The following is a 26,521-nucleotide window of genomic DNA, read 5'->3' as shown; positions in this document are numbered from 1 at the left end:
CCGAATTTAGCACTGGGGCAACCCGGCAGAAAAAGGTTCGCATGAAAACTCAAGGAGGTACTAAATCAGTATGAAATGTACGATTGGTGAAGTAAAACATCATGTCGGCGAGTCAGTAACAATTGGCTGTTGGCTAAACAAGAAACGGTCTAGCGGTAAAATTCAATTTTTACAACTTAGAGACGGTTCAGGATATATACAAGGTATCGTGGTAAAAAGTGAAGTAGGCGAAGACGTATGGGAAGCGGCGTCCAAGCTGACTCAAGAAAGCTCGCTGTACATAACAGGCAAAGTGAAAGAGGATACGCGAAGCAAAGGCGGCTTTGAGCTTGATGTTACTGGCGTTCAGATCATTCAAGTAACCGAAGAATATCCGATTACACCGAAGGAGCATGGCGTTGATTTCCTGATGGACAACCGCCATCTGTGGATTCGCAGTCCGCGTCAACGTGCGGTTCTGGTTATTCGTGCTCAGATTATTCAAGCTGTTCAGCAATTCTTCAATGACCGCGGCTTCCATCTGGTAGATCCGCCGATTCTGACTCCTTCCTCTTGCGAAGGTACAACGAATTTGTTCCACACCAAGTACTTTGATGAAGATGCCTTCCTAACACAAAGCGGACAGCTGTATATGGAAGCAGCTGCGATGGCGCTGGGTCGCGTGTATTCTTTCGGGCCTACGTTCCGTGCAGAGAAATCGAAGACTCGAAGACATCTGATTGAGTTCTGGATGATCGAGCCAGAAATGGCGTTCGTGGACCATGCCGAAAACCTCGAAGTTCAGGAGCAATTCGTATCCCACATCGTACAAACCGTACTCAAAAATTGTACACAAGAGCTGGAAACCTTAGAGCGTGACACGTCCAAATTGGAGAAAATCAAAGGCTCATTCCCTCGTATCACGTACGATCAAGCCGTTGAGTTCCTGCAAAAGAACGGACATGAATTCGAATGGGGCGAAGATTTCGGTGCGCCGCATGAGACTGCTATTGCTGCAGAGTATGAAACACCTGTGTTCATTACACACTGGCCAACAGAAATTAAAGCTTTTTATATGAAACCAGATCCTAGCCGCCCGGAAGTCGTGTTATGCGCGGATATGATTGCGCCTGAGGGTTATGGCGAAATTATCGGAGGGAGTCAGCGAATTGATGATCCGGAATTAATGGAACAACGCTTCAAAGAGCACGATTTATCCAAAGAAGCCTACCAATGGTATCTGGACCTGCGGAAATACGGTACTGTGCCGCATTCTGGTTTCGGTCTTGGTCTTGAGCGTACAGTTGCTTGGATTTGTGGTCTAGATCACGTTCGCGAAACCATTCCATTCCCACGTTTGTTATACCGTCTATATCCGTAATCCGTTTATCGACCAAAGGTAGAAAGGGGACCGGATGAGTAAATCGTTCACTACACAGCAGCAGATCGAGGCCGTCCTATTGGCCAGTTTCCAGGAAGGCAGCGTCGCGGTACCGCTTCTTCTGCTGAAGAACTATCGTGCCCTTCAGTTAAGCGAAATCGAGGTCATGACGCTAATCCATCTCATTACCTTTTTGGATAAGGAAAAGTACGATTTTCCAACTACGGACGAGATTCAATCTCGGATGTCAGCTCCCCCAGATCTGGTCATTTCCAGCTTACAGAAATTGATTCATGAGCAATTCATCACAATTGATGAAGACACGGAAGAATCGACTGGGATCCGCAGTGAGAGATATAATCTTACACCGCTTTATCGGAAGTTAGCCAAACAGGTAGCAGAGCAAGAACTGGCCAAATTATCGGCTGTGCGCACGACAGTGCTGATCGATGAGGGTGCCAAAAATATTTTCTCCACGTTTGAAAAAGAATTTGCGCGTCCATTAACACCGATGGAGCTGGAAACAATCAGCGGTTGGTTAGACAAGGATCAATACAAGGAAGACCTCATTATGACGGCATTGAAGGAAGCTGTTTTTGCCGGCAAGGTACACTTCCGTTATATTGACCGGATTCTCCTGGAATGGAGCCGCAACCGAGTCGGGACAGTGGATCAAGCGAAGGAATATTCACAACGTTTCAGACAATCTAGATAAGATAAGAGGCTGTCTCAAAAGCAGAGTAATCTACCATTGGGACAGTCTATTTTTTGTCTGCAAAGGTTGGCACTATAAATGTATAGGCAGCATGCAAGTCATAGAGGAACTAGAGGGCGCTATTTGCGGGATATTGGTGTTAGGAGGGGCTATGCGGAACTACAGGACTTTATTTGTCCTAATAACCTTACATGGAAGTCAAAGCAGGCGAAATAGCGGATCATAGTTCCCATTATGGTTGACATATATTTGACTGTATCGACTTTTTATAAATAAAAGGCTATCTCCTAGGTCATTTCAGACCTTTGAGACAGCCTCTTTGGTTTCTACAGCCTATCATCTTATTTATTCAGCAAATGAGAGCGATAAACGTATTCAAACAGGAATTCGAAAGCTTCCAAATGACGTTTAGCTTCGAACGCATTCGCACCCCATGCATAAATACCATGTTTGCGCAGGACGATTCCCGGAATCCGCGGGATAATGGCATCTTCGACGAGCGCGGCAATACGCGGGATTTCTGCATAATTTGGTAAAATGGGAATCTCAATTTGCGCTTCTTCGTCCCAGATGTTGAAAGCTTTGATCAGCTCAACGCCATCGACGGGAATGCTTTTACGCTCCCAATAAAGTTCTGAAATCAAATTATTAAAAATGGTATGCACATGAAAAATAGCGCCAGCGCCTGTTAAGCGATAGATTTCGCTATGGATTAGCGTTTCGGCTGAAGGCTTCAGGCTTGTAGCTTCGGTAGCAACGCCTTTCTCGTTTACAAGCAGGAAATCTTCCGGCGTTTGCACGGATTTATCTCTGCCGCTTGAAGTGATGGCAAAAGTGAATTGTTCAGGCTCGAAGCCGCCTACTCGAATGGATAAATTGCCGCTAGTCGCAGGAAACCAGCCCCTTGCTGCTAAATTGGCTTTAATCTCACGCAGTTCAGCGAAAGCGCGTTGTTTCTCTTCCAGTAAAATACTCATGCTACAGGTTCAGCCTCCAGTTGCTTCATAATATCGAAGAAGTTATCGAATGGGTAATACGCGTATCCCAGCTGCTCGCACATGTCGACAAGATGGGAGCGTGCAAAAATGGTATCAACCAGCTTAGCTCCTTCGAAATCTGTAATGCTATCTCCGATGATGATCCGCTCATACCGATTGGCATCATAAGACCGAATAATGCTTGTTTTACACATGCCACAGTCCGTTTGGCAATGCTCATCACATTTGTTAGGCCACAAAATTTCAATGACGCTGCCCTCAAATGAAGAGGCATTGCTGTAAATGTGCTCATGCGGAATGGGAAAAGGCTTCAGCAGCGGGTAAATAAAGAAATCGATGCCTCCGCTTGTGATTAATAGCTTGATGTTCTGTTCTTTGCAGTAATCCACGAACTCCCCGAAGCCGTCCCGGATGACCGCATTCCCAATGGCATACGCAACAATTTCATCCTTGCGTGAGGTGGGCAGCAGGGCGAACATTTCGCCGACGCCTTGACGAATGGAAATGCTTTTATCCAAAATGCGTTCCACGATCGCTTCCCAACCTGCTGGGTTAAAATGTTTCATGATAGCTACAATGTTATCATTCACGGTGATGGTACCGTCAAAATCGCAAAAAATTATGCGTTCCTTACTCATTCTCTAATCCCCCAAGTGTCAATAGCTGATAGTAATTCTGGATGTGTTTGGGCGTAGTCGCGAAGCTGTATGCCTTGCAGTGTGGCATCTATCGCTTGTCGGAATGCTCGTCCTCCGGCGATTGTACCAAGCGGATGACCATGAATGCCTCCACCTGCATTCACAATGACGTCTTGACCGAAGTCTCTCAGAATGAGAGGGACCAAACCAGGGTGTATACCCGCAGACGGCACTGGGAAGGAAGCAGCCAGTTTCAAATGAGCATCTGCCGGAGCCTTGTAGCTGTAATCGGTATGTAGATCATTTGTTAGAAGCACATGTTTGATCGCTAGGTTCTCTTCTCTCGGCATGACGACAGAACCGTAAGGAGAAGGGAAAAGAACCAGATCAGCTCCTGCGAGACGCATCAATTTACCTAGCAGCACGGAAGGGGAGATCCCGTAGTGTGGTGAAGGATACGTTGCGCCTGCCATTGCAGGATGGGCCATAATCGGAATCGTAATCTCAGGGTCAGCGCTCAGCTCATGCAGGACATCGAAGCCATAGGCTAGTACATTGAATAACAGAGCGTTAGCTCCTGCCCGAATCGCTTTTCTAGCTTGGGCAGCCAGCTTCGATGTAGGGCCGGTTAAATTAACGGCATATAGCAGCTTCTGGCCTGTTTCTTTGGAGGCTTGTTCAGCTGCTTCCATACAAATCTCAATCCGCTTCTCAAGCGGAGTTAACGGATTTTCAAACAAGATTTCATCGTCTTTGATTAAATCTACGCCACCTGCCGCTTGCAAATAAAATTGTTCGCGCAGCGCTGGTAGCTCATAGCCGACAACGGATTTGAAGATGCTCATCAGCAGCGGACGGTCATGCACGCCAAGAAGGTCGCGCACGCCTTGCATGCCGAACTTCGGTCCGGAGAAGCCAGCAAGGAAATCGGTGGAGAATTTCAAATCAATGAGCTTAATTTTGCCGTCCATGGACAGTTTACCGAAAACGGTGACTAACAGCGCAGGGATATCCCTGCTGAAATTGACGTCAGGATAAGCGATCGTAATATCCGCATAGCGCGTAGCGATCGGCTCTCCAGGCGCAGGCTCGTGAACCTCCACGGCAATCACTTTGCCCAAATGCTTTTCCATTTGTGCCTTCTGAGCCTCAGGCAGCTCTGTCCAAGAGCCAACTGTCAGGCCGACAGCAATGCCAGTTGCTTTTTTATGAAAATCGGCTTTCTCATCGAAACTCCGATATGTGGCTAAACAATATGCACTCATCGTAAATGTTCACCTGCTTTGCTAGAATAAAACCTCGTTCACTTAGGACAATTTGCTCACTGGACTTGGGGCCGCAATCTGCTCGCCCATTTCTTTGGCCCGTTCAGCTGAGCGGAATACGGCCTTCGTAATAGCTTCCGTAAACTGGTAATGATCCAACGCTTCAATAGAAGCCTGTGTAGCACCATTTGGTGACGTTACCTTACGACGAAGCTCAGCTGGATCTTCTTGTGTATGCTGGACCATATGTGCGGCGCCAAGCACGGTTTGCAGTGTTAATTGACGGGAATCTTCCTCGGTCAGACCGCCTTCGATGCCAGCTTTGATCATAGCTTCCATGAAATAGTAGACATACGCAGGACCGCTGCCGGATACGCCAGTAAGAATTTCAAGCTTCTCTTCCTCAACAATGGATACGATGCCGACTGCTTCGAACATTTGGGTTGCGAGCTGCTTGAATGTATCATTAACGTTTGCAGAGAAGCTCATTCCTGTTGCTCCTAATCCAATCGTTGAGGACGTGTTCGGCATTGTCCGAACGATACCCATATTTGAATCCAGCAAGACTTCTATTTTGGCGATGGATAAGCCGGCGATGACGGAAACGAGCAGTTGATCTTCATTCAGAAATGGTTTCAAATCTTCAAAAGCCGTCACAACATCTTTGGGTTTCATGCAAAGAACAACGACATTCGCTTGGCGCAGGTAAGCTTCTTTGGTGATGGGATCGGAAGTAGCCTGCAGGCCATACTCAGAACGCAGAAAGGCTAAACGGTCTTGATCGGAACGATTCATAACAAAAATATGCTGCGGATCGGCTACTTGGGTCTGGATCAGACCTCGGATGATAGCTTCCGACATGGAGCCTGCACCGACAAAAGCAATTTTGGCTTGGGATAAAGTTGTGGACATCGTACATTCCTCCTCAAATTGTAAAAAACTATTGACGTATTTGACCGCTTCCATAGATGCGGTATTTGGTTGAAGTTAAGGCTGGCAGACCCATCGGTCCGCGAGCGTGCAGTTTTTGAGTAGAAATGCCGATCTCCGCACCGAATCCGAATTCAAAACCATCTGTGAAACGCGTCGACGCATTGTGGTAAACCGCTGCCGCATCGACTTCTTGCAGGAATCTCTCCGCATTTGAGGCATTTTCCGTCACAATACATTCGGAATGCATCGTCCCGAATTTGCGAATGTGGTCAAGCGCTTCATCCAAATCTTTGACCACTTTGATATTAAGAATGTAATCTCCGTATTCTGTCGCCCATTCCGGTTCAGCAGCATTCTGTATGCTAGGGACTAATGCTCTGGCATGCTGATCTCCCCTTAGCTCGACATTTGCGCCAGTGAAGGCTTCCGCAATCGCGTTCAAATGCTTGGATGCCACAGCGTCATGAACGAGCAAAGTTTCCATCGAATTGCAAACGGAAGGACGTTGAGCCTTGGCGTTAAGCCCAATAGAGATGGCCATTTCAAGTTGTGCGCTTTCGTCTATAAAAGTATGACATACACCCGCTCCTGTTTCAATGACAGGGACGGAGGCGTTATTGACAACATTTTGAATAAGTGAATGCCCGCCTCTTGGGATGAGAACGTCGATGAGGCCGTTCAGTTTCAGCATTTCGTCTACAGAACTGCGATCTGCACTTAGAATCAATTGGAGAGCGTCAGCTGGGATGGCAGAACGATTTAGTGCGCCATGCAAAACCTCAACGATTTTCTCATTGGAAAATAGAGCGGAAGAACCGCCACGCAGCACGACGGCGTTGCCTGTTTTGAGGCACAATCCTGCGGCATCAACGGTAACATTGGGTCTAGCTTCATAGATGATGCCGATCACGCCAAGAGGAACACGAATTTTGCGAATGCGAAGTCCATTCGGACGATCGAAATCTTCAAGCGTATCCCCGATTGGATCGGGCAATTCAGCGATTTGACGCAAACCCTCGGCGATGGCTGCAATCCGGGTTTCGTTAAGGGCAAGACGGTCAAGCAGGGAAGCGCTAGTACCTTGTTGTTTGCCACGCTCCAAATCTTTGGCATTAGCTTCAATAATGGCTTGTTGTTCAGTAACAAGGGCATCAGCCATAAGCAGCAGTGCTGTATTTTTTTGTTCCGTTGTAAGATTACCCATTGTTTGGGCAGCTTGTTTCGCTAATTTGGACTTTTGAACGACTTCACTCATGGGAAGATCGACCTCCTGTTTGGAAAAAAGTTTGGCAGTGCTCAGCTAATTGCTCCGTTGAAAGCTCATATTGATCTCCGCTGCGGCGTTCCTTACATTCAACGATATGCTCTGCAGCTTTCTTCCCTACGGTAATTCGAAGTGGGAAACCAAGTAGATCAGCATCGTTGAATTTAACGCCAGGACGTTCTTCACGATCATCCCAGAGGACGGAATATCCGGCAGCAGTCAATGTTTTGTAAATCTCTGTGGATAACTTCATCTGAATCTCATCCTGTACATGAACCGTTAGCAGGTGAACGGCGAATGGGGTGACAGATACCGGCCAGATGATTCCTCGCTCATCATTGTTTTGTTCAATAATGGCGGCTAGCACACGGGAAACGCCAATCCCATAGCAGCCCATAATGATTGGCTCTGCAGCGCCATTCTCGTCGCTGAACGACGCGCCTAATGATCGGCTGTATTTGGTTCCTAGCTTGAAAACATGACCGACCTCGATCCCTTTGGCAAAAGAGAGTTCATGTCCGCAGGTTAGGCATTGTTCGCCCTCGGTAACATTACGCAGATCATAGCAAGTCAAATCAGCGAGATCGCGCTCTACTTGAACATTCATGAGGTGATAATCGACTTCATTCGCGCCGATCACTGCGTCCTGCATGCCTGTGATGGATGAGTCCGCGATGATCTTGATATTCTGAAGTCCAAGGGGTCCGATGAACCCAGCGATGGAGCCTAATTTTTGGATGTCGGCTTCGGAAAGCATAGTGAACTCTGAACCGCCAAAGACATTTTTCAATTTAATTTCATTGACTTCACAGTCACCGCGAAGAAGGACGATAACTGGTTCTTCATTCACTTTAATCGCGATAGATTTAATAATTTGCTGAGGTGAGATGTGAAGGAACTCGCTTAGCTGTTTAATGCTCGTCACCTGTGGTGTATGCACTTTCTGGGGCTTGCCATTAAGGTCTAGCTGCTTGCTTGCAGCAGGAGGAGATGCTGCTGGCAATTGGCCAACGGCTTTCTCCAAATTGGCAGCATAATGACAGGAAGGGCAATGAACAATGGTATCTTCTCCAATGTCTGCGAGCGCCATGAACTCATGCGTATCCGTACCGCCGATGGCCCCGGAATCAGCTTCAACCGCCCTGAAATTTAACCCGCAACGTGTGAAAATGCGATCATAAGCGTTGTACATGCTCTCGTAGCTTTCATCGAGTCCGCTCTGTGAACGATCGAAGGAATACGCATCCTTCATCAGGAACTCACGCCCGCGCAGCAGACCGAATCTTGGTCTACGTTCATCCCGATACTTCGTTTGTATTTGATAAAGTGTTACAGGCAGTTTTTTGTAGGATTGAATTTCGTCTTTCACAATCGTTGTAATAACTTCCTCATGCGTCGCTCCTAGAGCAAATTCACGACCATGCCTGTCTTCCAGACGCATTAATTCGGGTCCATATACATCCCAACGGCCAGATGCTTTCCATAATTCGGAGGGATGGAGCGCTGGCATAAGCATTTCTTGAGCACCTGCGGCGTCCATCTCTTCCCGAACGATGGTTTGGATATGTTGAAGGGCTTTAAGTCCCAAAGGTAAGTAAGAATAAATACCGCTGGATAGCTGGCGGATTAATCCTGCACGCAGCATCAGCTTGTGGCTTGCGACCTCAGCATCACCTGGGACGTCTCGTAAAGTTGGGATTAGCATACGTTGTTGTCTCATCGCCCATGTGCCTCACTTTCATCTATCATTATTAAGCAAGTGGAACCCATTCATCACGGTGAATGACTTCAATTCTTGCCACTTCTACGCGCTTCTGAACTTCCTCGGTTGATAAGCCTGCAGCCGCTTGTATTTGCCATGCTGCGTAATTAACTACACCGCGTCCGAGCAGCGTGCCTTCGTTGCTGAGCACTTCGACCACGTCGCCGGGGTGGAAGTCTCCGGTAGCTCCAATGATACCGGCGGGGAGCAGGCTCTTGCCGCCGCTCATCAGGGCTGATCTTGCGCCTGGATCGACAAGGATTTGTCCTTGGGGCAGCGAGTGGAAGCCTACCCACTGTTTCTTCACCGGCAGATTATTCAGCACGGTGTCAAAGTACGTGCCCTTGCCGCTGCCGCCAACGGCATTAGACAGATCACCGGGCTCCAGCACGCGCCCGATAAAGACCGGCACGCCCCCGCGCATCGCGATGCGGGCGGCTTCAACCTTCGAGCGCATGCCGCCGGTGCCGACCGCGCTCCCAGAACCTCCAGCGAAGCTGAACAGCTCATCGCTGATGGCGGCTACGCGATCGATTCGCTGCGCGTTCGCGTTCTTGCGGGGATCGTCCGTGTACAGGCCGTCCATATCTGTAATGATGATCAATTTGCTGGCCTTCGCCAAATTGCCCACCAAGGCTGACAATGTATCGTTATCGCCGAACTTCAGTTCATCCACCGCGACGGTGTCGTTCTCGTTGATAATCGGGATGACGCCGCGCTGCAGCAGCTCGTCGATCGTCATAATCGCGTTCTGGACGCGCTTGCGGTTGGAGAAGTCGTACCGGGTCAGCAGAATTTGTGCCACGCTAACGCCGTGGGACGCAAATGCTTCATGGTACGCCTGCATGAGCAGCGCTTGCCCGACGGCGGCAGCGGCTTGTTTCTCGTGCAGCACCTTGGGCCGCGTGCGGTACCCAAGGGAGGTGAAGCCTGCGGCAACGGCGCCGGATGTCACGAGCAGAACTTGGTTGCCATCCTTCTGCAATTGCGCTAGTTCCGATGCGAAAAAGCGGATTTTATCGGGATTTAAGCCACCCGTATCTGAAGTTAAAGAAGAACTGCCGATTTTCACGACGATGCGCTGTATCATTACGATCCCATCCTTTGTTTGAGCAAATATGTACATGTAGATACAAAAAAGACTCCCGTCCTTATAACATAAGGACGAAAGTCTGTTGGCTTCCGCGGTACCACCTTAGATTGGCGCACGCCAAAAGGCTGCACCCAACTCTAGATTCCCTGGATAACAGCAGGGGACTGTTCAACTCATCGTTGACGGTTCAGGGGCGGGTTCGGAATCGGTTCACGGCAAGCTCTCTCAGTCGCTGGAGCTCACTCTCTGGTTACGTGCTGCACGTTCCTACTATTCCCATCATAACATTGCGATATAGAAGTTTTGAAAGACTTCCTTTTTGATTCTATATAGAATAGCACGGGGTACGAGCGTTTGTAAAGAAGCATAAGCCACTATTTTTTCTGATTAACCGAATAGATTCAGCTTCCCGATTCGTTGTACGGCTTCTGCTAATCTTTCTTCTGAAGATAAGAGACCTAGACGCACGTAACCTTCGCCATGTGTACCAAACCCAATGCCTGGCGCGACAACAACTTTTGCTTCCTGAAGAAGCAAATCAGCAAGACTTTGCGACGTGTGTCCCTTCGGAACAGGCAGCCAGGAGAAGAAGGACCCTTGGGAAGGACGAGCATTCCATCCAATGTCCGCGAGAGCAGAGTACAAGGCATTACGACGGCTCTCATACACATCCCTAAGCTCGCTAACGCAATCTTGTGAAGCGGTAAGCGCCGTTGCTGCAGCCGCTTGAATACCACCGAATAAGGAGCAGTAGTAGTGATCCTGCATTAAGTTGATGAGGCGGATAACCTCTCGGTTGCCAAGCGCAAAACCAACGCGCCAGCCAGCCATGTTATATGTTTTGGAGAGTGTATAAAACTCGATGCCAACCTCTTTGGCGCCAGGCGTTTGTAAGAAACTTATCGGCTTCTCGCCGTCGAATCCTATAGCGCCGTAAGCGAAATCACTCGCTACGACCACACCATTGCGCTGCGCGAATTGAACCGTTTCTTCATAGAAGGAAGCGGGAGCTGTGGCACCAGTTGGATTGTTCGGATAGTTGATGAACATAAGCTTCGCACGATCCAGGTCGGATTGTTTCAAAGCCGAGTAATCCGGAAGAAAATTATTTTCTTCTCGCAGAGGCATGAAAGCCATCTCCGCGCCGGCTAAAGCGACACCTGACCAATAATCGGGATACCCTGGGTCAGGCACAAGGCAAACATCGCCAGGGTTCAGCAAGCACTGTGCGATCTCGATGAGTCCTGTTTTGCCTCCAAAAAGAATGGCGACTTCCGTATCCGGATCAAGATCAACCTGGTGATCTTCCTTGTAACGCTGTGCAATAGCTTGTTTTAGAAACGGAAAACCACTGAAAGGCGGGTATTTGTGGTACAAAGGATTCGCGGCAGCTTCCTGCATCGAAGCTACGATATGAGGAGGCGTCGGGCGATCCGGGTTGCCTTGTCCGAGATTGATTACATCATGTCCTAAGGCAATTTGTTCATTCGCTTTACCTACGAGGGTAGCAAAAAATTGGGTAGGCAAGCCTTTCATACGTTCAGCAGGCTGTATGGAAAAAGCACTTGTTTTGGTAGATAGCGTAGTCACGTCTTTAATTCACACTCCGGAGGTCGGGATTTTAATTAATAACCTAAATGTAACATGATTAGTCTTTTTTTCATAGTGATGAAAAAAACGATTTTACAATGATCTGGCCTTGTCATACAGTTAGTTCATAAGCTGTAGAAAGGTGATGTGAGCTATGTCTGACCAATCACAAGTTGCTCAAGTTTTTATACAGGAGTCGATTCGAGCTTTTGAGAGTATGAAAAAGCTGGCGGATCAAGCATTTGCGCAAGCAGCGGACGAGCATTTTTATCAAATCTTAGATGAAGAATCGAACTCTTTGGAAATGTTGATTAAACACATGCATGGGAATATGTTATCCCGTTGGGTCGATTTTCTAACATCGGATGGGGAAAAGGAGACGCGGGAGCGCGACAGGGAATTTGAAAGCAGCCGTTACTCGCGGGAGGAGCTTATTTCTTTGTGGGAGGAAGGGTGGAAGGTGCTGTTTGATGCCCTGCATGCGCTAACACCAGAGGATGTTCTTCGTATCGTTCGCATTCGCGGACAAGAGCTTACAGTGATTCAAGGCATCCAGCGCCAGGTTTCTCATTACGGCTATCATGTGGGACAAATTGTATTCCTAAGCAAACACTTGGCCAGCCAAAGCTGGAAAACGCTCAGTATTGCAAGAGGACAATCGAAAGCTTTCAGGCCATCTTAAGTCAGTACTTGGGTTCAAAACGATTTTCGATTATGATGGATAACATAAATGGCTATTTTTGCCCTCTGGAAGGAGTATTTACAGCATGTCAGAATCCAAACAGCTTCATGTGGCACTCATTCAAATGGATATCACGATCGGTGAGCCAGATACGAACTTTACACGATTGGAGAAACTTCTCCAAGATGCCGTACAAAACAACCCCAAACCGGATGTCATTGTTTTTCCTGAAATGTGGAATACCGGCTATGCCTTGACGGAGATTCAGGAGCTTGCAGATGTGAATGGGAAAAGGACGAAAGCACTATTAAGTAGCTTTGCCAAAGCGAACCATGTGAATATTATTGGCGGCTCGATTGCTGAAAAAAAAGAAAATCGTGTGCTGAACACGATATATGCGTTCGATCGCGAAGGAATGGAAATTGCGGAGTATTCCAAAATTCATTTATTCCGCTTGATGGATGAAGAGAAATTTCTGCACAGCGGCGACCAGCTTGGCCGATTTGAGCTCGAAGGCGTTCCGGCTGGTGCTATGATTTGTTACGATATTCGCTTCCCGGAGCTGGCGCGCAAATTAGCGCTGGATGGAGCTAGAATCTTATTCGTGCCTGCAGAGTGGCCGCATCCGCGTTTGCATCACTGGCGTACGCTGCTCATGGCTAGAGCGATTGAGAATCAAATGTACGTGGTTTCTTGCAACCGTGTTGGAACTAGTGGTACAACGAGTTTCTTTGGACATTCCATGGTCATTGACCCTTGGGGCGAAGTGCTTGTGGAGGGCGACGAAAGCGAAGCGATTTTGCATGCAACCATTGATTTAGAGGAAGTTGTACGTGTAAGGGCTAAAATCCCAGTCTTTGAGGACCGCCGTCCGCATTTGTATTAATTTTTTTTGAATTAGGCGTTAAGCATTTGATTTTTTGTAGGTTTTTCTGTAAACTAAAGCCAATTGAATGATCAATTGCGGCTGTGAAGGATGAATAGTACTTGAACAACTTCTTGTTCAGCGAGCTGGGGACGGTGAAAGCCCAGACAGGAGCTCAAGGAAAAGGCTATCCGGAGCCGATACGATAAAGGGGATACATGGCTTATACAGGTGTATCAACTAGGGTGGAACCGCGGGTGCGTAAGGCTCTCGTCCCTAGGCATGATTTGATGCCTTTGGATGTGGAGCTTTTTTTGCGTGCTCATATCCAAACGGACGTCTTAGGGCTTAGCCCATTATGATAAGCTGAAGGAGCGAATGAACAATGAGTGTTACGATGGATCAAGTTGTCGCATTAGCAAAGCACAGAGGTTTTGTATTCCCAGGTTCCGAAATTTATGGCGGTTTGGCCAACACATGGGATTACGGCCCATTAGGTGTTGAATTGAAGAATAACATCAAACGTGCTTGGTGGAAAAAATTTGTTCAGGAATCCCCGTACAACGTGGGTCTTGACGCAGCCATTCTGATGAACCCACAGGCATGGGTAGCTTCAGGTCATGTAGGAAATTTCAACGATCCAATGATCGATTGTAAAAACTGTAAAGCACGCCACCGTGCGGATAAACTGATTGAGAATAAACTAGCTGAAAAAGACATCGAAATCGTCGTGGACGGTATGACTTTCGATGATATGATGAAGCTGATCGTCGAGAATAACATTGTTTGCCCGGATTGCGGCAGCAAGGATTTCACGGATATTCGTCAGTTCAATCTGATGTTCAAAACATTCCAAGGCGTAACAGAAGCAAGCTCGAACGTCGTTTACCTGCGTCCTGAAACAGCTCAAGGTATTTTTGTTAACTTTAAAAATGTGCAGCGCACGATGCGTAAGAAGCTGCCATTCGGTATCGGTCAAGTCGGTAAAAGCTTCCGGAACGAAATCACGCCAGGTAACTTTACGTTCCGTACGCGTGAATTTGAACAAATGGAGCTTGAGTTCTTCTGCAAACCAGGCGAGGATATGAAATGGTTTGAGTACTGGAGAAGCTTCTGCCACAACTGGCTGTTATCTCTAGGCGCTAAAGGTGAAAACCTTCGTTTGCGTGACCACAATGAAGACGAATTGTCTCACTATAGTAATGCTACGACGGATATTGAGTACAAATTCCCATTCGGTTGGGGCGAGCTTTGGGGTATTGCGGATCGTACAGACTTCGACTTGAAACAGCACATGGAGCATTCCGGTGAAGATTTCAACTATATCGATCAAGAAACGAATGAGCGTTATGTTCCTTATTGCATCGAGCCATCCCTTGGCGCAGACCGTGTGACGTTGGCGCTTTTGATTGACGCATTCGAAGAGCAAAAGCTGGAAGGTGACGACAGCCGTACTGTGCTTCACTTCCATCCTGCCCTTGCTCCTATCAAAGCAGCTATTTTCCCGCTTTCCAAGAAGTTGAATGAAGGCGCACAAGCTGTGTTTGCTGATCTAGCGAAACATTTCATGGTTGACTATGACGATACAGGTTCAATCGGTAAAAGATACCGTCGTCACGATGAAATCGGTACGCCATTCTGTATCACGTACGATTTCGAGTCCGAGACAGATGGTCAAGTAACGGTTCGTGACCGTGACACAATGGAACAAACGCGGATGCCTATTTCTGAATTAAAAGCATTCATCGAGAATTCGCTTCAGTTTTAAATCAAAGAGGCTGGCCATTAGGGTAAATAAACCTTCTGGTCAGCCTCTTTTTCCTGTTGCGAGTTCATTTCAGTGAGAACCGTGGGGAACTACGGGGCGCTATTTTGCTCAAATAGCCAAAAAGAGGCTATCCCTCTGTCATTCACATGACTTATGGGACAGCCTTCTTTTGATTAAATAACGTAATCGAGAACTTCACTGTAAGGCAGATAGCGGTTAACGTCAGTGAGCGGCGGACTATAGACATGAATGGACACGGCGGGCTCATGGAACGGATTGCTAAGCTGATGGATTTGATCCTTCGGAGCTGTAAAATAATCACCTGTTTTAATAAAATCATCACTATGAACAACCGGGTAACCTTCCGTGTCTAGCAGGAATTTAGAGTTGACAATATTGCCTTGAACGAGGCAAGCAGCGCCTACGGACGCTCCGTGATTATGAATGGCCGTTGCGGCAGAAGCGGGAATATGAATGATAATGACTTCAAGCTCTTTTGTGCTGTAAATAACATTTCGGCCATAAGGGAGTTTCACAGGCTCGGTTTTATAATCTTGCACCTCATGAAGTAAACTGTTTAGGGATTGAAGCGCTGATTTTATTTGTTCTAATGAGGGTTCTTGCAACTTACAGAATGTCTGCTCAATTGCTTTTACTAACATCATGGTTTCCGCCTCCTAGGCATTGAGTATCTCTTTATCAATAATAATTAGAGAAACGATAAGTTTTTATTATATAGTATGCTTTTGGTGTTGGAAGGGTTAGGGGAATTGGCATAAGTTCCAAAAGAAAAGGGCTTGCAATCCGTCCACAGACGGGGAAGTTTTCATTCTTTCGTGCAATATGCAAGATCCACGAAGTCTGACACAATGGGGAGTAGAAGAGTAACGCGAAAGTTTATCGAAGGGAATGAAAGCTGATGAAAGTGATGGATGCGAATTTGAAAACGCAGAATGAACTAGAGATTTACAGTGTGTTCAGCGCCCTGCAAGCCGCATGGAATGAGCATAATGGGCAGGCATTTGGCCAATGCTTTACGGAGGATGCCGACTATGTCACGTTCAATGGGCAGCACCTGAAAGGGCGTCAAGCGATTGCGGAAGTTCATCAGAAACTATTTGACGGCGTATTGCGAGGTTCCTCAATGACAGAAGGAGGTTCGATCCAGATTCGATTTTTGCAGGGGGACATGGCTCTTGCTCACTGCGTTGGTGCGATTAAACTAAGATGGCAGAGAAAAGCTCCGAAAAACCGAGATTCCATTAATACGAATGTATTGATAAAAGAAAAAGACGGTTGGAAAATCACAGCATTCCACAACTGCCGCATCCAACCGCCTAATTTTATTCAACAATGGTTTATGAAATAGCAAGAGAATTAGACGCGAAACGGAGGCATTCGCCTGCCATCGATATCCGTGAACCCATATTCGGCAGCTAATGAACCAACCTCGTGCAGTAGTCCAGCCTTCAGGTGTACTAGTGGATCTGAAGCTAGTGCAACAACGGCGCGCCCAATATACTCGACGGATTCCGTTGGGTGTAAATCTTCAATTTTCATGAAGTCAGGATCGCCAGGTTCGAGACCGTAATGCTTGTACACGGCTTCAGTGCGCATCCAACCAGGAGCTAACGCTAGTGCTGTTACATCTAGTTGATTTGCTTTAAGATTCAGAGACATAGCACGGGTCATATGCACAACTGCACGTTTCACAGTGTCATAAAATACATTCACAGGGTAATCGCCGCCAATATCGGAGTAGACACCTGTGTTAATAATTAATCCGCGCTTCTGCTCAAGGAAGAAGGTTGACATGGCATAGCGACTGGACACCATTTGAGCACGTAAGCCGGCGTCGAACATGTTGTCCCAACGTTTCAATGGCTGCTCCCAGAAAGGCGCTAAAAAATCATCCTTTTCAATGTCCTCATATCCGCCCCAAGCGTTGTTGACTACAAGATCAAGAGAGCCTTGCTCCTGTTTGATCTGGTCGTACAGTTTTTTAACATCCGATTCAATTGTATGATCACAACGAACCGCGATGCCAACGCCGCCGCGTGCAGTCAATTCATCCGCTGTATCTTCAATCGTACCTGTTAGATCTGTCTGAGTCGACTGTTCTCTTGTACTGCGGCCAGTGACATAAACGGTGGCACCTGCTTCACCAAGTGCTAAGGCAATGCCCCTGCCAGCGCCTCGGCTAGACCCAGTTACTAGGGCTACCTGACCTTGAAGCTGCTTACTATTTGTCATTCTTTATGCCTCCTTCATGTCTATCACCAAGTTACTTTGCACATATAGCTTACCTCGTTACTATGACAATTCATGTCAAGGATTATAATTGCGCTAAAAAGCTCATACTTGTGAATCTTCGTCCAAAGTGCAGTATGCGCGAAGCATACCCTGAAGCTGGTCGCGAATCCATTCCACCATTTCCGAGGGTTCTTCGACTACGGCATCTGTCCCCATACTAAGGAAAAATTTTGAAAAATAAAGTAAATTGCTTTGGTGCATCTCAGTTACTAATTCGCCGCTCCCGTCGGCATGTACCGTGACTTGCTCATCACTGCCACTGCTTCGCTCGTAAGCTCTGACACCACCGGGTGTAAGCTTGACACGGAGTCTTATTTGCTGGGAGGAATCTATCTTTTGGCTCACTCCACCTGATAGCCAATCAAGAATTGTATAGTTCTTGAGGTCTTTGCTCGGATGGTCCGGCTCAGCACGTTCCAAGCTTTGCAGGCGATCTGTGCGAAATAACAGGATGCGATCTTTTTTAAAACAATAGGATGGAAAGTACCAGTAACCATTCGATGCGTAAATGCCGATAGGCTGTACGGTTCGTTCCGTTACACCATCTTTGGATGCGTAGGTAATGTGGAGGGGAAGAGCATCGATCGAAGCCTCCAATAATTGCTCCAAATAAGGAGAACTATGTGTGCGAGTAGGTGTCCAAAATGATACGCGGTTCTTAAGAGCATCAATTCTTCTCTTGGTGTCCGTCGGAAGATAGTGATAAAACTTACCTAACGCTGAAGTCGATTCTGCAGCAAAAGGCAGCGCTCCATAATACTGAAGCGACTGAAAAGCGAAGAACATCGCTACGGCCTCCTGTTCCGTAAACAGAATTGGAGGGAGCATTCGCTTCTTCAGCAAGCGGTATCCGCCGTGCGGGCCGAATTCCGTATACAGCGGCATCCCGAGCTCGGTAAGCTCCTGCAAATCGCGGTGCATGGTTCGCTCCGAGACGCCGAATTCCTGGGAGAGCTCCTTGGTCGTGAAGGCCATGCGCTCATTAACGGCCATCATAAGCTGAATTAAACGCTGCGTTTTGTTCATGACAGTTCGTTCCTCCTAGGATTCTTAGAGTTAACCAATTGTCTGCATGACCTCTTTCATTGTGCTGACGAAAGCCTCAGCTGCTTTGGAGAGATATCTGCCTTTGCGGTAGGCGATGACAAGTGTTCGGGTTGGTCTGCCTTCTAAGGCAAGATGAACGGGAGACAACTCGCTGAAGCTGCGCTTTGAGATCAAATACGGCACAAATGCGATGCCCATCCCAGCTGCCACAAGAGATTGGACGGTTTCCATGTTGCTGGATTCGAACACGATATTAGGAACAATCCCAGCGTTTTGACAGAGATCAAGCGTAAGTTTTCGAAAACCTTGCCCTTTCTTTAAGGCGATGAACGCTTCTTTTTCCAATTGCGAGATGCGGATCGGTTCTTGGGCCTGAGTCAACGAATGACGCGGGGGTACGGCAAGAACGATTTCTTCTTCTAATAGTGTTTCATAAATAAGCGATTCTTCCCGCATCGGCAAGGAAAGGAGAGAAATATCGGTTTGCCCGTTCATTGTCAATGTCTCCAAGTTTGCTGAAGTCTCTTCAACGAGCGAAATTTCTATATCCGGATAAGCGGCTTGGAACACAGGGACCACAAAGGGGAGGATAGTTGAGCCAGTTATCGGCATACTGCCTACGACGAGGCGTCCTTTTTTCATCTGAGAAATGTCTTCCATTTCTTTTTTGAGCTGCTCCACCATGTCAAGGATTTTTTGGGACTTTTCGACGAATAAAGAGCCAGCATGCGTAAGTTCAACAGAGTTAGTACTTCGCTGGAACAGGAGAACGCCGATCTCTTTCTCAAGCTTGGACAGCTGCTGACTGAGTGAAGGCTGTGCGATATGAAGTTTTTCTGCAGCTCGTGAAAAGTTCCGTTCAATGGCAATTTGAATCGCATATTGTAGTTGACGTAATTCCAATGATTTTACAACTCCTATTGTGAATGATAAGGATCATGTTTATTGCTTTTAACTATAAAGCAGTCACACGTGTTTTATTTATCATATATCATGATCATATTTTAGCATAACCAATAAATAAAAGAGGCTGCCACACAAGTATAATAAATCTACATGCGGACAGCCCTTTTTACCCGAATTAATTAAAATCATTACTTCTTCACCGTACTCCGGTACATCAGGAACAGTAAATACGGAGCGCCAATGACAGCAACTACGATGCCAGAGGGGATCTCTTTGGGAATGGCGATCACTTTCCCAATAATATCGGCAATGACAAGTAATATGGCACCGATCAAAGCTGACAGTACAACCGATTTCTGGTGTCGCTGTCCCATGAAGATCCGAACAGCATGTGGAGCGAGCAGCCCGATGAAGGATATAGTGCCTACACATGCTACCGCTATTGCTGCGATGAAGACCCCGATGCTTGCCGCAATCAGGCGGGTTTTCTGCAGCTTGAGGCCTAACCCGAGCGAGACAAGATCCCCAAAAGCAAGCAAATCCATACGGCGGCCAAGCAGCCAGGCAATTGGCAATAGGATTGCCATTGCCACGCTCAATTGGGAGAATTCCAACCAACCTCTGGCATAGGTGCTCCCTGCCAACCAGGTTAGTGCTGGAGCAGCACCAAGCTTGGATTTAATGATCAGGAATTGGATAACCGCTGATCCAAGTGCAGAAATAGCGATTCCGACAAGGATTAATACGACTGGGTTCAGTCCTTTTTTCCAAGCTAGTACATACACACTGCCGGCAGAGAGGAGAGCGCCGGCCATCGCGCCGATCGGCACCCACATCCCTGATGCGGTTGACCATAGGGTGAGCACGAGAAGCGCTCCCATACCAGCTCCTGTCGTAACACCGACAACGGAAGGGTCGGCGAGCGGATTGCGAACGGCGCCTTGCATCATGGAGCCGGCAATCGCAAGTGAAGCTCCAGCAAGTGCGGCTACTAGTACGCGAGGCAGGCGTAAGTTAAGGATGACATTGCTGGACATCTCGGGGCCGTTACCGGATAAAACGGCAAGGACATCCGAAAACGGAATTTTTAAAGCACCGGCAGATAAACCGGTTAGAATAAGTACAAGCAGAGAAGCAGAGGAAAGCAAAATAAGCAAGGGGTACGAAATTTTGCTGCCGATGTAGCCGACACCCATTGTTGAGCCGCTATCCGATGATGATTGCATCTTCGAGCCTCGAACAGCAAGCCAAATAAGCCATGGAGCCCCGAGGACAGCGGTGACAGACCCTGCAGGCAGCTCGCCAAGCGTGCTGCGAAACATTTTGGCTATCGTATCCGCTGAAATCAGCACGACCGCTCCCCATAAAGCGCTGCCTGGAATTAAGAACCTATGTCGTCTAAGTCCAATCAAACGAATCAGATGAGGGGCAATGAGCCCGACAAAGCCAATAGGACCAACGACACTAACCGTTACTCCAGCTAGCAAAATGGCAGCAGCAAGTGCCAGGAAACGGATCAAATTCACATTTTCCCCTAAAGAAACAGCCGTATCTTCATTCAGTTCCAGCATATCCAGCTTTTGACTGAACAAAAGGGCGGCCGCTAATCCAATCGTAACCCAAGGAAGAGCGTAGCGGACGCCGAGCCAATCATTCTGTCCTAACGCGCCTGAGCCCCACATAAAGAGACCGTTGGTCTCATTCTCGTACATAATCTGCAGCCCACTAGTAAAGGCAGAGAGGACGAGCGAGACGATCATTCCGGCCAAAGCCATGCGCAGTGGAGTGCTTTTGCGCCCGCCTGACATAAAGTAAGCCATGACGGCCGCGCCGCATGCGCCAATAAGCGCGAGTAGCAGCGAATGATCCGACCTTAAGCTAGGGAAGTAAACCGCTGCAAGTACGATGATAAAATAAGCACCTGCATTTAATCCCAGTGTTGAGGCAGATGCAAGTGGATTGCGTGTAACTGTTTGGAGCAATGCTCCTGCAACAGCGAGGGAAGCTCCGGCCAGAAGGCCAATGACGGCACGCGGCAAGCGAAGCCCCCGAACCATGTGATGGTCGGGGGTATCTTGTGGATTCAGCAATGCGTTCACGATGGTATGAACGGTAATAGGGGCTTCTCCCTGCGTGATGTTCAGGAAGAGGACCAGGAGCAGAGCAAGAAAGCCTCCTCCAAAAACGAGAAGAGCTTTCCAGGTCGTTTGCCGATGTATAAAAGGATCTGATTTTACTTGAATTTGACTCATTTGGTTAATGCGTTAGCTGTCAGTTCGGCAAATACTTTCGCGGACAAAGGACCGCCGAATGTCCAAGTGTTGCCAGGCAGCTTGTAGGTTTTGTTCTCTTTTACAAAGGAAAGGCCTTTCCAAACAGCGTTGTCTTTGAGTTGTTTCTCGAATACATTATCGTTATCTTGAACGATGTAAATAAAGTTGGCGTTTTGCACGGCAGGCAGTGCTTCTACGGAAGCTGTTGAGTAGCCGTACAGTTCAAATTTATTGGATTTAAACACGTTCTTCAATCCGATACGCTGAAGAATTTGTACGGCCATAGAGTTGTCCAAGAACATACGAAGATCTGCGTTATTTTGATTGCTGAAAGCTTGTGTTAATGCGACTTCAGCACCTTCTTTTTTAGCGGCGGCAAGCTTAGCTTTCGTATCGGTATATGCTTTTTGTAGATCGGCAAGCACTTTCTCGCCTTCCGCTTTCTTACCTACAACATCAGAAATTGTTTTAAAGGTTTTTTCCATCTCCGCGTATTGATCACCTTTTCCCTCAGCAGGGTAGGAGTTAAATACGATAGTAGGTGCGATTTTTTTAAGTGCTTCATAGTTTTTGCTTGAACGAAGAGTGCTCGTAATAATGAGATCAGGCTTGAGACCTGTAATGGTTTCTAGGTTAGGTTCTTGACGTGTTCCTACATCAACTACAGAAGCATCCAAAGCAGGCGTTACGTTAACCCAATTTGCATAGCCTTTTTTATCAGCAGACCCGATTGGTTGAATCCCAAGGGCGAGCAGATCTTCCGCATATGCCCACTCTAGCGTTACGACACGTTTAGGGGTGCCTTTAATTTCTGTCGTTCCAAGCTCATGTGTAATGGTTTTGACAGTGTCGGCAGCAGCGGTAGCAGCAGCTGTAGGCTTCACTGAAGCAGCCTCACTTGGTGAAGGTGTTGAACTGGATGTGCTAGCGGAATTACCGCAAGCAGAAGTAAGGAAAAGCATAACGAGTGAAGCTGTAACCGTTAATGGTTTAATGAATTTTTTACGCACAATGAAACCCTCCTGAGTATGTATCTGTATATGGATAGAATTGATGGTGATTCAATCCTACCTAGAGAATGATAATCATTATCACTATTAAAGTCAATGATTAATTAAATTATAGGATTAATCTATCAAGCTTATAGTTATTATATCTTGGAGCAATGACGGTAATCGTGCTAAACTACGTTATGAGGGTAAGACATTAACAAATTGAGCGGATAATGACAAGAGGTGACTGGATATGAGTAAAAAGACGATGTTCGAGAAAATCTGGGATAATCACGTAATTAACCAGGAAGAAGGCAAACCAAGCGTTATTTATATCGACTTGCAGTTGGTGCATGAAGTAACATCACCGCAAGCATTTGAAGGGCTTCGCTTATCAGGTCGCAAAGTTCGCAGACCAGATTTGACTTACGCAACAATGGATCATAACGTTCCAACGAAGGACCGTTACAATATTACGGATCCTATTTCCAAACAACAAATTGATACACTTTCACAAAACTGCCGTGATTTCGGCGTTACATTATTCGATCTTGACAGCATCGACCAAGGTGTCGTGCACGTTATGGGACCTGAACTGGGGCTAACGCATCCAGGTAAAACAATCGTTTGCGGCGATAGCCACACATCGACACACGGTGCTTTCGGGGCGCTTGCATTCGGTATTGGTACAAGTGAAGTTGAGCACGTTCTTGCAACGCAAACACTGCAACAATCCAAAGCCAAAACACTAGAAGTTCGCATTACGGGTAATTTGAAACCGGGTGTGACAGCGAAGGACTTGATCCTTGGTGTTATTGCGAAATATGGCACGGATTTTGCGACTGGCTACGTTATCGAGTATACAGGGGAAGCGATTCGCAGTCTTTCCATGGAAGAGCGTATGACAGTTTGTAACATGTCCATCGAAGGCGGAGCTAGAGCAGGATTGATTGCTCCAGACGCAACGACTTTCAATTATCTGCGTGGTCGCGAGTATGTGCCTCAAGGCGCTGATTTCGATGCAGCAGTTGTTGAATGGTCCAAGTATGTAACGGACGAAGGCGCAGCGTATGACTGGGTACTTGAGTTTGACGCTGATACTTTGATTCCGCAAGTAACTTGGGGAACTAGCCCGGGTATGGGTACAAGCGTTACTGCTCTTGTTCCAGATCCGCAAAGCTTTGAAACCGAAAATGAACGTAAAGCAGCTGAAAAAGCGCTTGAATATATGGATTTAACACCAGGAACACCAATGACAGAGCTGAAAGTTGACTATGTTTTCATCGGTTCTTGTACGAATGGACGTATCGAAGATCTTCGCGCAGCTGCGAAAATCGCACAAGGATACTCAGTTGATCCAAGTGTTACAGCCATCGTAGTACCAGGGTCCGGTCGCGTTAAGATTCAAGCTGAAAAAGAAGGTTTGGACAAAATCTTTACAGCCGCGGGCTTCGAATGGCGCGATGCAGGCTGCAGTATGTGTTTGGCAATGAACCCTGACGTTCTGCAACCAGGTCAACGTTGTGCGTCGACTTCCAACCGTAACTTCGAAGGCCGTCAAGGCCGCGGTGGACGTACGCATCTCGTTTCCCCAGCGATGGCTGTCGCTGCAGCGGTCAAAGGTCATTTCTACGATGTTCGTGATTGGGAAATTAAAGAATACCAACAAGCTTAATTTTGGCTGATTAAGGAGAATGAAAACATGGAAGCTTTCAAACAACATACAGGCCTTGTAGGTCCTGTGGATCGTGTCAATGTAGATACAGATGCAATTATTCCTAAGCAATTTCTTAAAAGAATTGAGCGCTCCGGTTTCGGTCAATTCCTATTCTTCGAGTGGAGATGGGATGAAGCGGGTAACGTAATCGAGAACTTTCCTCTGAATCAGGATCGTTACCAAGGCGCTTCCGTCTTGCTCTCCAGAGCGAACTTCGGCTGCGGATCTTCCCGTGAGCATGCACCATGGGCGATTCAAGATTTTGGCTTCCGAGTCATCATCGCACCTTCTTATGCGGATATTTTCTATAACAACTGCTTTAAAAACAGCATTCTGCCTATTAAACTTTCGGAAGAACAAGTTGATGATTTGTTTGCTCGCACAAATGAGCATGAAGGTTACAAGCTAAATGTTGATCTTGAGAACAACAAACTTACAGACGACTATGGCCTGGAAATTAACTTTAACATCGACGAGCACCGTCGTCAGTTTTTGCTACAAGGTTTGGATGATATCGGTTTAACACTCCAGCATGAAGACAAAATTACGGCTTACGAGCAAGCTCACGCTAAGCGTTTGGCTTATAAATAAGTTCGGGTCGAAGACGCATCTCTATGGGGACTCCATAGGATGCGTCTTTTTTTTGTAAATTTATTATGCAACTTTTGGTAGTTTCTTACGTCTAATAGATTACTAGATTGTCGAACGGACGGAGGTTATGCTGTCGGGCTAAGTGACTAATATGAGATAAAGGACAATTGCTGCTAGGTTTTGAGAGACAGAGGTCTCATTTTTGTGATTACGACTATAATTCCGACAATATATAGAGGTGAATGATGAAATTTCCTGCAATTTGTTTCATGCTGTTGGTTTCTGTGCTGCTGCTGCCTACTACTGCATTGGGGGCAGAAGCTCCTAATGCGATTAAGCTCTTTTTGAATGAAAAAAGATTAGTTTCGAGTGAAGTGCAACCACGTATTATTAGTGGAAATACAATTGTGCCTGTGCGAATTATCGTTGAAGAAATTGGCGCTAAGGTAACTTGGGATGAAGCCACGAGCAAAGTAACAATCGTCAAGGACGATGTGAATATTCAATTGGTTATCAACAGCAAAACGGCACTGATTAAAGGCAAAAAGGAAGCCATGGAGGTTGCTCCGATCATTGATAAAGGCAATACAATGCTACCTCTCCGTTTCATTGGGCAGCAAATGGGTATTGAATTTACATGGGACGCATCCACTTCTTCCGTACATATGTTCAAAAAAGACGAGAGCGATTCCAAACCCGTAACAGGTCCGGTTGATGTCGTCGATGACAAAACGCCAACGAAACCGCCAACAACTACGCCGCCAACAACACCAACAAATCCAGCCAAACCAGGGGAAGGTACTGGCACTGGTACTGGCACCAACATTCCTGATCCAAATGTTCATCTGGTGCAATCGATCGTGTTGACCGATAAGGAGTTAACGGTAACGGCCAAAGACGGATCGCTCGTACCGACGACGATGAAATTAGCCAATCCGAATCGGATTGTATTAGATTTCCCAAACACTATTTTAGATGAACCTCTCAAGAAACTGCTTGTCAAAAATGCGGGAGAGTTGATTTCGAAGCATCCACTCATCGAGAAAGTTCGCTTTTCCAACTTTAACGATAACCCGGCTACTGTAAGAGTTATTCTGGATTTGAAAAGTACTGCTGATATTAAGGTTCAGGCTTCCAAGCTTCCTAATCAATGGAAAGCGACAATTGCCGAACATCAGTTGACTGTCGTTATTGATGCTGGTCACGGCGACAATGATCCTGGCGCATTATCCATAACGGGCAGACATGAGAAGGATTTTACACTGTCTATGGCGAAGAAAGTAGAGCAGCTTCTCCTTCAGGACAAGCGTCTTAATGTTTTGATGACTCGTTCTGATGATACGTTCATTCCGCTGGATGACCGGGTATCTTTTGCTAATAACATTCAATCGGACCTTTTCTTATCTATTCACGGGAATAGTGCTAAGGCTACGGTATCCGGAACAGAAACGTACTACAACAGACCGGAAAGCGCAGCTTTTGCGAATGTCATTCACAAGTATGCGGTCCCTGCTATAGGGTTTCCTGATCGCAAAGTACGCGAAGCTGATTTTAGAGTCATCACGAAAACGACCATGCCGGCTGTTCTGCTGGAAGTAGGGTACTTGTCTAATAAGAACGATGAAACTGCGATGTATAAGGATGCGTTCCAGGACAAGCTAGCCGCTGCTCTCGTTACTGCTATCAAAGAATATTTGAACCTCAAGTAAGAGGTGAGAGCTCTATTTATGCTACGATGCTAGTTTTGCT

Annotated in this window: 23 protein-coding genes; 9 read left to right on the top strand and 14 right to left on the bottom strand. The window is 46.9% G+C overall.

Annotated elements, in window-relative coordinates:
- The first annotated feature begins 64 nt into the window (after positions 1-64).
- Both asnS and AC58VC_RS02325 read left to right on the top strand, forming a co-directional pair.
- Positions 65-1,360: an asparagine--tRNA ligase gene (asnS, locus tag AC58VC_RS02330; RefSeq protein WP_497367886.1), complete on the top strand. Its 1,296-nt coding sequence runs from the start codon at positions 65-67 to the stop codon at positions 1,358-1,360.
- A 34-nt stretch (positions 1,361-1,394) separates the two neighbouring features.
- On the top strand, positions 1,395-2,075 hold the full coding sequence (locus tag AC58VC_RS02325; RefSeq protein ID WP_497367257.1) for a DnaD domain-containing protein: 681 nt from the start codon (positions 1,395-1,397) through the stop codon (positions 2,073-2,075).
- Positions 2,076-2,416: 341 nt separating this feature from the next.
- Here the strand turns inward: AC58VC_RS02325 and mtnB are convergent, their stop codons facing one another.
- The 8 genes from mtnB to AC58VC_RS02285 all read right to left on the bottom strand — a co-directional run bounded on the left by mtnB (position 2,417) and on the right by AC58VC_RS02285 (position 11,618).
- Entirely contained in the window at positions 2,417-3,052 is a 636-nt protein-coding gene (gene mtnB, locus AC58VC_RS02320; RefSeq protein ID WP_497367256.1) for a methylthioribulose 1-phosphate dehydratase, read from the bottom strand.
- Complete coding sequence (locus AC58VC_RS02315) at positions 3,049-3,711, bottom strand: 2-hydroxy-3-keto-5-methylthiopentenyl-1-phosphate phosphatase (RefSeq protein ID WP_497367255.1); 663 nt, start codon at positions 3,709-3,711, stop codon at positions 3,049-3,051. The genes mtnB and AC58VC_RS02315 overlap by 4 nt, the downstream gene beginning before the upstream one ends.
- Complete coding sequence (locus AC58VC_RS02310; protein WP_497367254.1) at positions 3,708-4,976, bottom strand: 2,3-diketo-5-methylthiopentyl-1-phosphate enolase; 1,269 nt, start codon at positions 4,974-4,976, stop codon at positions 3,708-3,710. Before AC58VC_RS02310 ends, AC58VC_RS02315 begins: the two co-directional genes overlap by 4 nt.
- A 42-nt stretch (positions 4,977-5,018) precedes the next feature.
- The gene (gene proC / locus AC58VC_RS02305; protein WP_497367253.1) at positions 5,019-5,888 is read right to left on the bottom strand and encodes a pyrroline-5-carboxylate reductase; all 870 of its coding nucleotides are present in this window, start codon (positions 5,886-5,888) and stop codon (positions 5,019-5,021) included.
- Between the two features lie 28 nt (positions 5,889-5,916).
- Positions 5,917-7,164: a glutamate-5-semialdehyde dehydrogenase gene (locus AC58VC_RS02300; RefSeq protein WP_497367252.1), complete on the bottom strand. Its 1,248-nt coding sequence runs from the start codon at positions 7,162-7,164 to the stop codon at positions 5,917-5,919.
- Positions 7,157-8,893: a proline--tRNA ligase gene (locus AC58VC_RS02295; protein ID WP_497367251.1), complete on the bottom strand. Its 1,737-nt coding sequence runs from the start codon at positions 8,891-8,893 to the stop codon at positions 7,157-7,159. Before AC58VC_RS02295 ends, AC58VC_RS02300 begins: the two co-directional genes overlap by 8 nt.
- Before the next feature lie 31 nt (positions 8,894-8,924).
- A complete protein-coding gene (gene proB, locus AC58VC_RS02290; protein WP_497367250.1) occupies positions 8,925-10,025 on the bottom strand; it encodes a glutamate 5-kinase in 1,101 nt (366 codons plus the stop codon).
- A 390-nt stretch (positions 10,026-10,415) separates the two neighbouring features.
- A complete protein-coding gene (locus tag AC58VC_RS02285; protein ID WP_497367249.1) occupies positions 10,416-11,618 on the bottom strand; it encodes a pyridoxal phosphate-dependent aminotransferase in 1,203 nt (400 codons plus the stop codon).
- A gap of 154 nt (positions 11,619-11,772) precedes the next feature.
- Between AC58VC_RS02285 and AC58VC_RS02280 the strand changes: the two genes are divergently transcribed.
- The 3 genes from AC58VC_RS02280 to AC58VC_RS02270 all read left to right on the top strand — a co-directional run bounded on the left by AC58VC_RS02280 (position 11,773) and on the right by AC58VC_RS02270 (position 14,933).
- Positions 11,773-12,300: a DUF1572 family protein gene (locus AC58VC_RS02280; RefSeq protein WP_497367248.1), complete on the top strand. Its 528-nt coding sequence runs from the start codon at positions 11,773-11,775 to the stop codon at positions 12,298-12,300.
- An 85-nt stretch (positions 12,301-12,385) separates the two neighbouring features.
- Complete coding sequence (locus AC58VC_RS02275; RefSeq protein ID WP_497367247.1) at positions 12,386-13,186, top strand: carbon-nitrogen family hydrolase; 801 nt, start codon at positions 12,386-12,388, stop codon at positions 13,184-13,186.
- A gap of 364 nt (positions 13,187-13,550) precedes the next feature.
- On the top strand, positions 13,551-14,933 hold the full coding sequence (locus AC58VC_RS02270) for a glycine--tRNA ligase (protein WP_145655236.1): 1,383 nt from the start codon (positions 13,551-13,553) through the stop codon (positions 14,931-14,933).
- A 173-nt stretch (positions 14,934-15,106) separates the two neighbouring features.
- Here the strand turns inward: AC58VC_RS02270 and AC58VC_RS02265 are convergent, their stop codons facing one another.
- Positions 15,107-15,598 carry a cysteine dioxygenase gene (locus AC58VC_RS02265; protein ID WP_497367246.1) on the bottom strand — a complete coding sequence of 164 codons (492 nt, stop codon included), beginning with the start codon at positions 15,596-15,598 and terminating at the stop codon, positions 15,107-15,109.
- 254 nt (positions 15,599-15,852) lie between these two features.
- Here AC58VC_RS02265 and AC58VC_RS02260 point away from each other — a divergent pair, with 254 nt between their 5' ends.
- Entirely contained in the window at positions 15,853-16,302 is a 450-nt protein-coding gene (locus tag AC58VC_RS02260; RefSeq protein ID WP_497367245.1) for an SgcJ/EcaC family oxidoreductase, read from the top strand.
- 8 nt (positions 16,303-16,310) lie between these two features.
- Here the strand turns inward: AC58VC_RS02260 and AC58VC_RS02255 are convergent, their stop codons facing one another.
- From AC58VC_RS02255 to AC58VC_RS02235, 5 genes are all read right to left on the bottom strand, one after another.
- Positions 16,311-17,186 (bottom strand): SDR family NAD(P)-dependent oxidoreductase, encoded by an 876-nt coding sequence (locus AC58VC_RS02255; RefSeq protein WP_497367244.1) that lies wholly within the window; start codon positions 17,184-17,186, stop codon positions 16,311-16,313.
- 102 nt (positions 17,187-17,288) lie between these two features.
- The gene (locus AC58VC_RS02250) at positions 17,289-18,272 is read right to left on the bottom strand and encodes a helix-turn-helix transcriptional regulator (RefSeq protein ID WP_497367243.1); all 984 of its coding nucleotides are present in this window, start codon (positions 18,270-18,272) and stop codon (positions 17,289-17,291) included.
- Positions 18,273-18,302: 30 nt separating this feature from the next.
- Positions 18,303-19,196, bottom strand: a complete 894-nt coding sequence (locus tag AC58VC_RS02245; protein WP_497367242.1) for a LysR family transcriptional regulator — start codon at positions 19,194-19,196, stop codon at positions 18,303-18,305.
- A 191-nt stretch (positions 19,197-19,387) separates the two neighbouring features.
- On the bottom strand, positions 19,388-21,451 hold the full coding sequence (locus tag AC58VC_RS02240; protein WP_497367241.1) for an iron ABC transporter permease: 2,064 nt from the start codon (positions 21,449-21,451) through the stop codon (positions 19,388-19,390).
- On the bottom strand, positions 21,448-22,482 hold the full coding sequence (locus AC58VC_RS02235) for an ABC transporter substrate-binding protein (protein ID WP_497367240.1): 1,035 nt from the start codon (positions 22,480-22,482) through the stop codon (positions 21,448-21,450). Before AC58VC_RS02235 ends, AC58VC_RS02240 begins: the two co-directional genes overlap by 4 nt.
- A gap of 235 nt (positions 22,483-22,717) precedes the next feature.
- On the opposite strand from AC58VC_RS02235, the gene leuC reads away from it, so the two are divergent.
- The 3 genes from leuC to AC58VC_RS02220 all read left to right on the top strand — a co-directional run bounded on the left by leuC (position 22,718) and on the right by AC58VC_RS02220 (position 26,481).
- The gene (gene leuC, locus AC58VC_RS02230; RefSeq protein WP_497367239.1) at positions 22,718-24,139 is read left to right on the top strand and encodes a 3-isopropylmalate dehydratase large subunit; all 1,422 of its coding nucleotides are present in this window, start codon (positions 22,718-22,720) and stop codon (positions 24,137-24,139) included.
- A 27-nt stretch (positions 24,140-24,166) separates the two neighbouring features.
- Complete coding sequence (gene leuD / locus AC58VC_RS02225) at positions 24,167-24,772, top strand: 3-isopropylmalate dehydratase small subunit (protein WP_497367238.1); 606 nt, start codon at positions 24,167-24,169, stop codon at positions 24,770-24,772.
- 245 nt (positions 24,773-25,017) lie between these two features.
- The gene (locus tag AC58VC_RS02220) at positions 25,018-26,481 is read left to right on the top strand and encodes an N-acetylmuramoyl-L-alanine amidase family protein (protein WP_497367237.1); all 1,464 of its coding nucleotides are present in this window, start codon (positions 25,018-25,020) and stop codon (positions 26,479-26,481) included.
- Positions 26,482-26,521 lie beyond the last annotated feature (40 nt).

This window comes from Paenibacillus sp. J22R67, assembly GCF_059692175.1.
Note: the sequence above shows the minus strand (reverse complement) of the source record. Positions and strands in the feature narration are given on the sequence as shown.

Excerpts from the sequence above, each read along its gene's own strand:
- AC58VC_RS02310 (WP_497367254.1), bottom strand. The coding sequence starts at position 4,976 with ATGAGTGCATATTGTTTAGCCACATATCGGAGTTTCGATGAGAAAGCC.
- mtnB (WP_497367256.1), bottom strand. The coding sequence starts at position 3,052 with ATGAGTATTTTACTGGAAGAGAAACAACGCGCTTTCGCTGAACTGCGT.
- leuD (WP_497367238.1), top strand. The coding sequence starts at position 24,167 with ATGGAAGCTTTCAAACAACATACAGGCCTTGTAGGTCCTGTGGATCGT.
- AC58VC_RS02295 (WP_497367251.1), bottom strand. The coding sequence starts at position 8,893 with ATGAGACAACAACGTATGCTAATCCCAACTTTACGAGACGTCCCAGGT.
- AC58VC_RS02260 (WP_497367245.1), top strand. The coding sequence starts at position 15,853 with ATGAAAGTGATGGATGCGAATTTGAAAACGCAGAATGAACTAGAGATT.
- AC58VC_RS02250 (WP_497367243.1), bottom strand. The coding sequence starts at position 18,272 with ATGAACAAAACGCAGCGTTTAATTCAGCTTATGATGGCCGTTAATGAG.
- AC58VC_RS02280 (WP_497367248.1), top strand. The coding sequence starts at position 11,773 with ATGTCTGACCAATCACAAGTTGCTCAAGTTTTTATACAGGAGTCGATT.
- AC58VC_RS02300 (WP_497367252.1), bottom strand. The coding sequence starts at position 7,164 with ATGAGTGAAGTCGTTCAAAAGTCCAAATTAGCGAAACAAGCTGCCCAA.
- leuC (WP_497367239.1), top strand. The coding sequence starts at position 22,718 with ATGAGTAAAAAGACGATGTTCGAGAAAATCTGGGATAATCACGTAATT.
- AC58VC_RS02275 (WP_497367247.1), top strand. The coding sequence starts at position 12,386 with ATGTCAGAATCCAAACAGCTTCATGTGGCACTCATTCAAATGGATATC.
- proC (WP_497367253.1), bottom strand. The coding sequence starts at position 5,888 with ATGTCCACAACTTTATCCCAAGCCAAAATTGCTTTTGTCGGTGCAGGC.
- AC58VC_RS02270 (WP_145655236.1), top strand. The coding sequence starts at position 13,551 with ATGAGTGTTACGATGGATCAAGTTGTCGCATTAGCAAAGCACAGAGGT.
- AC58VC_RS02265 (WP_497367246.1), bottom strand. The coding sequence starts at position 15,598 with ATGATGTTAGTAAAAGCAATTGAGCAGACATTCTGTAAGTTGCAAGAA.
- AC58VC_RS02255 (WP_497367244.1), bottom strand. The coding sequence starts at position 17,186 with ATGACAAATAGTAAGCAGCTTCAAGGTCAGGTAGCCCTAGTAACTGGG.
- AC58VC_RS02220 (WP_497367237.1), top strand. The coding sequence starts at position 25,018 with ATGAAATTTCCTGCAATTTGTTTCATGCTGTTGGTTTCTGTGCTGCTG.
- AC58VC_RS02315 (WP_497367255.1), bottom strand. The coding sequence starts at position 3,711 with ATGAGTAAGGAACGCATAATTTTTTGCGATTTTGACGGTACCATCACC.
- AC58VC_RS02325 (WP_497367257.1), top strand. The coding sequence starts at position 1,395 with ATGAGTAAATCGTTCACTACACAGCAGCAGATCGAGGCCGTCCTATTG.
- proB (WP_497367250.1), bottom strand. The coding sequence starts at position 10,025 with ATGATACAGCGCATCGTCGTGAAAATCGGCAGTTCTTCTTTAACTTCA.
- AC58VC_RS02240 (WP_497367241.1), bottom strand. The coding sequence starts at position 21,451 with ATGAGTCAAATTCAAGTAAAATCAGATCCTTTTATACATCGGCAAACG.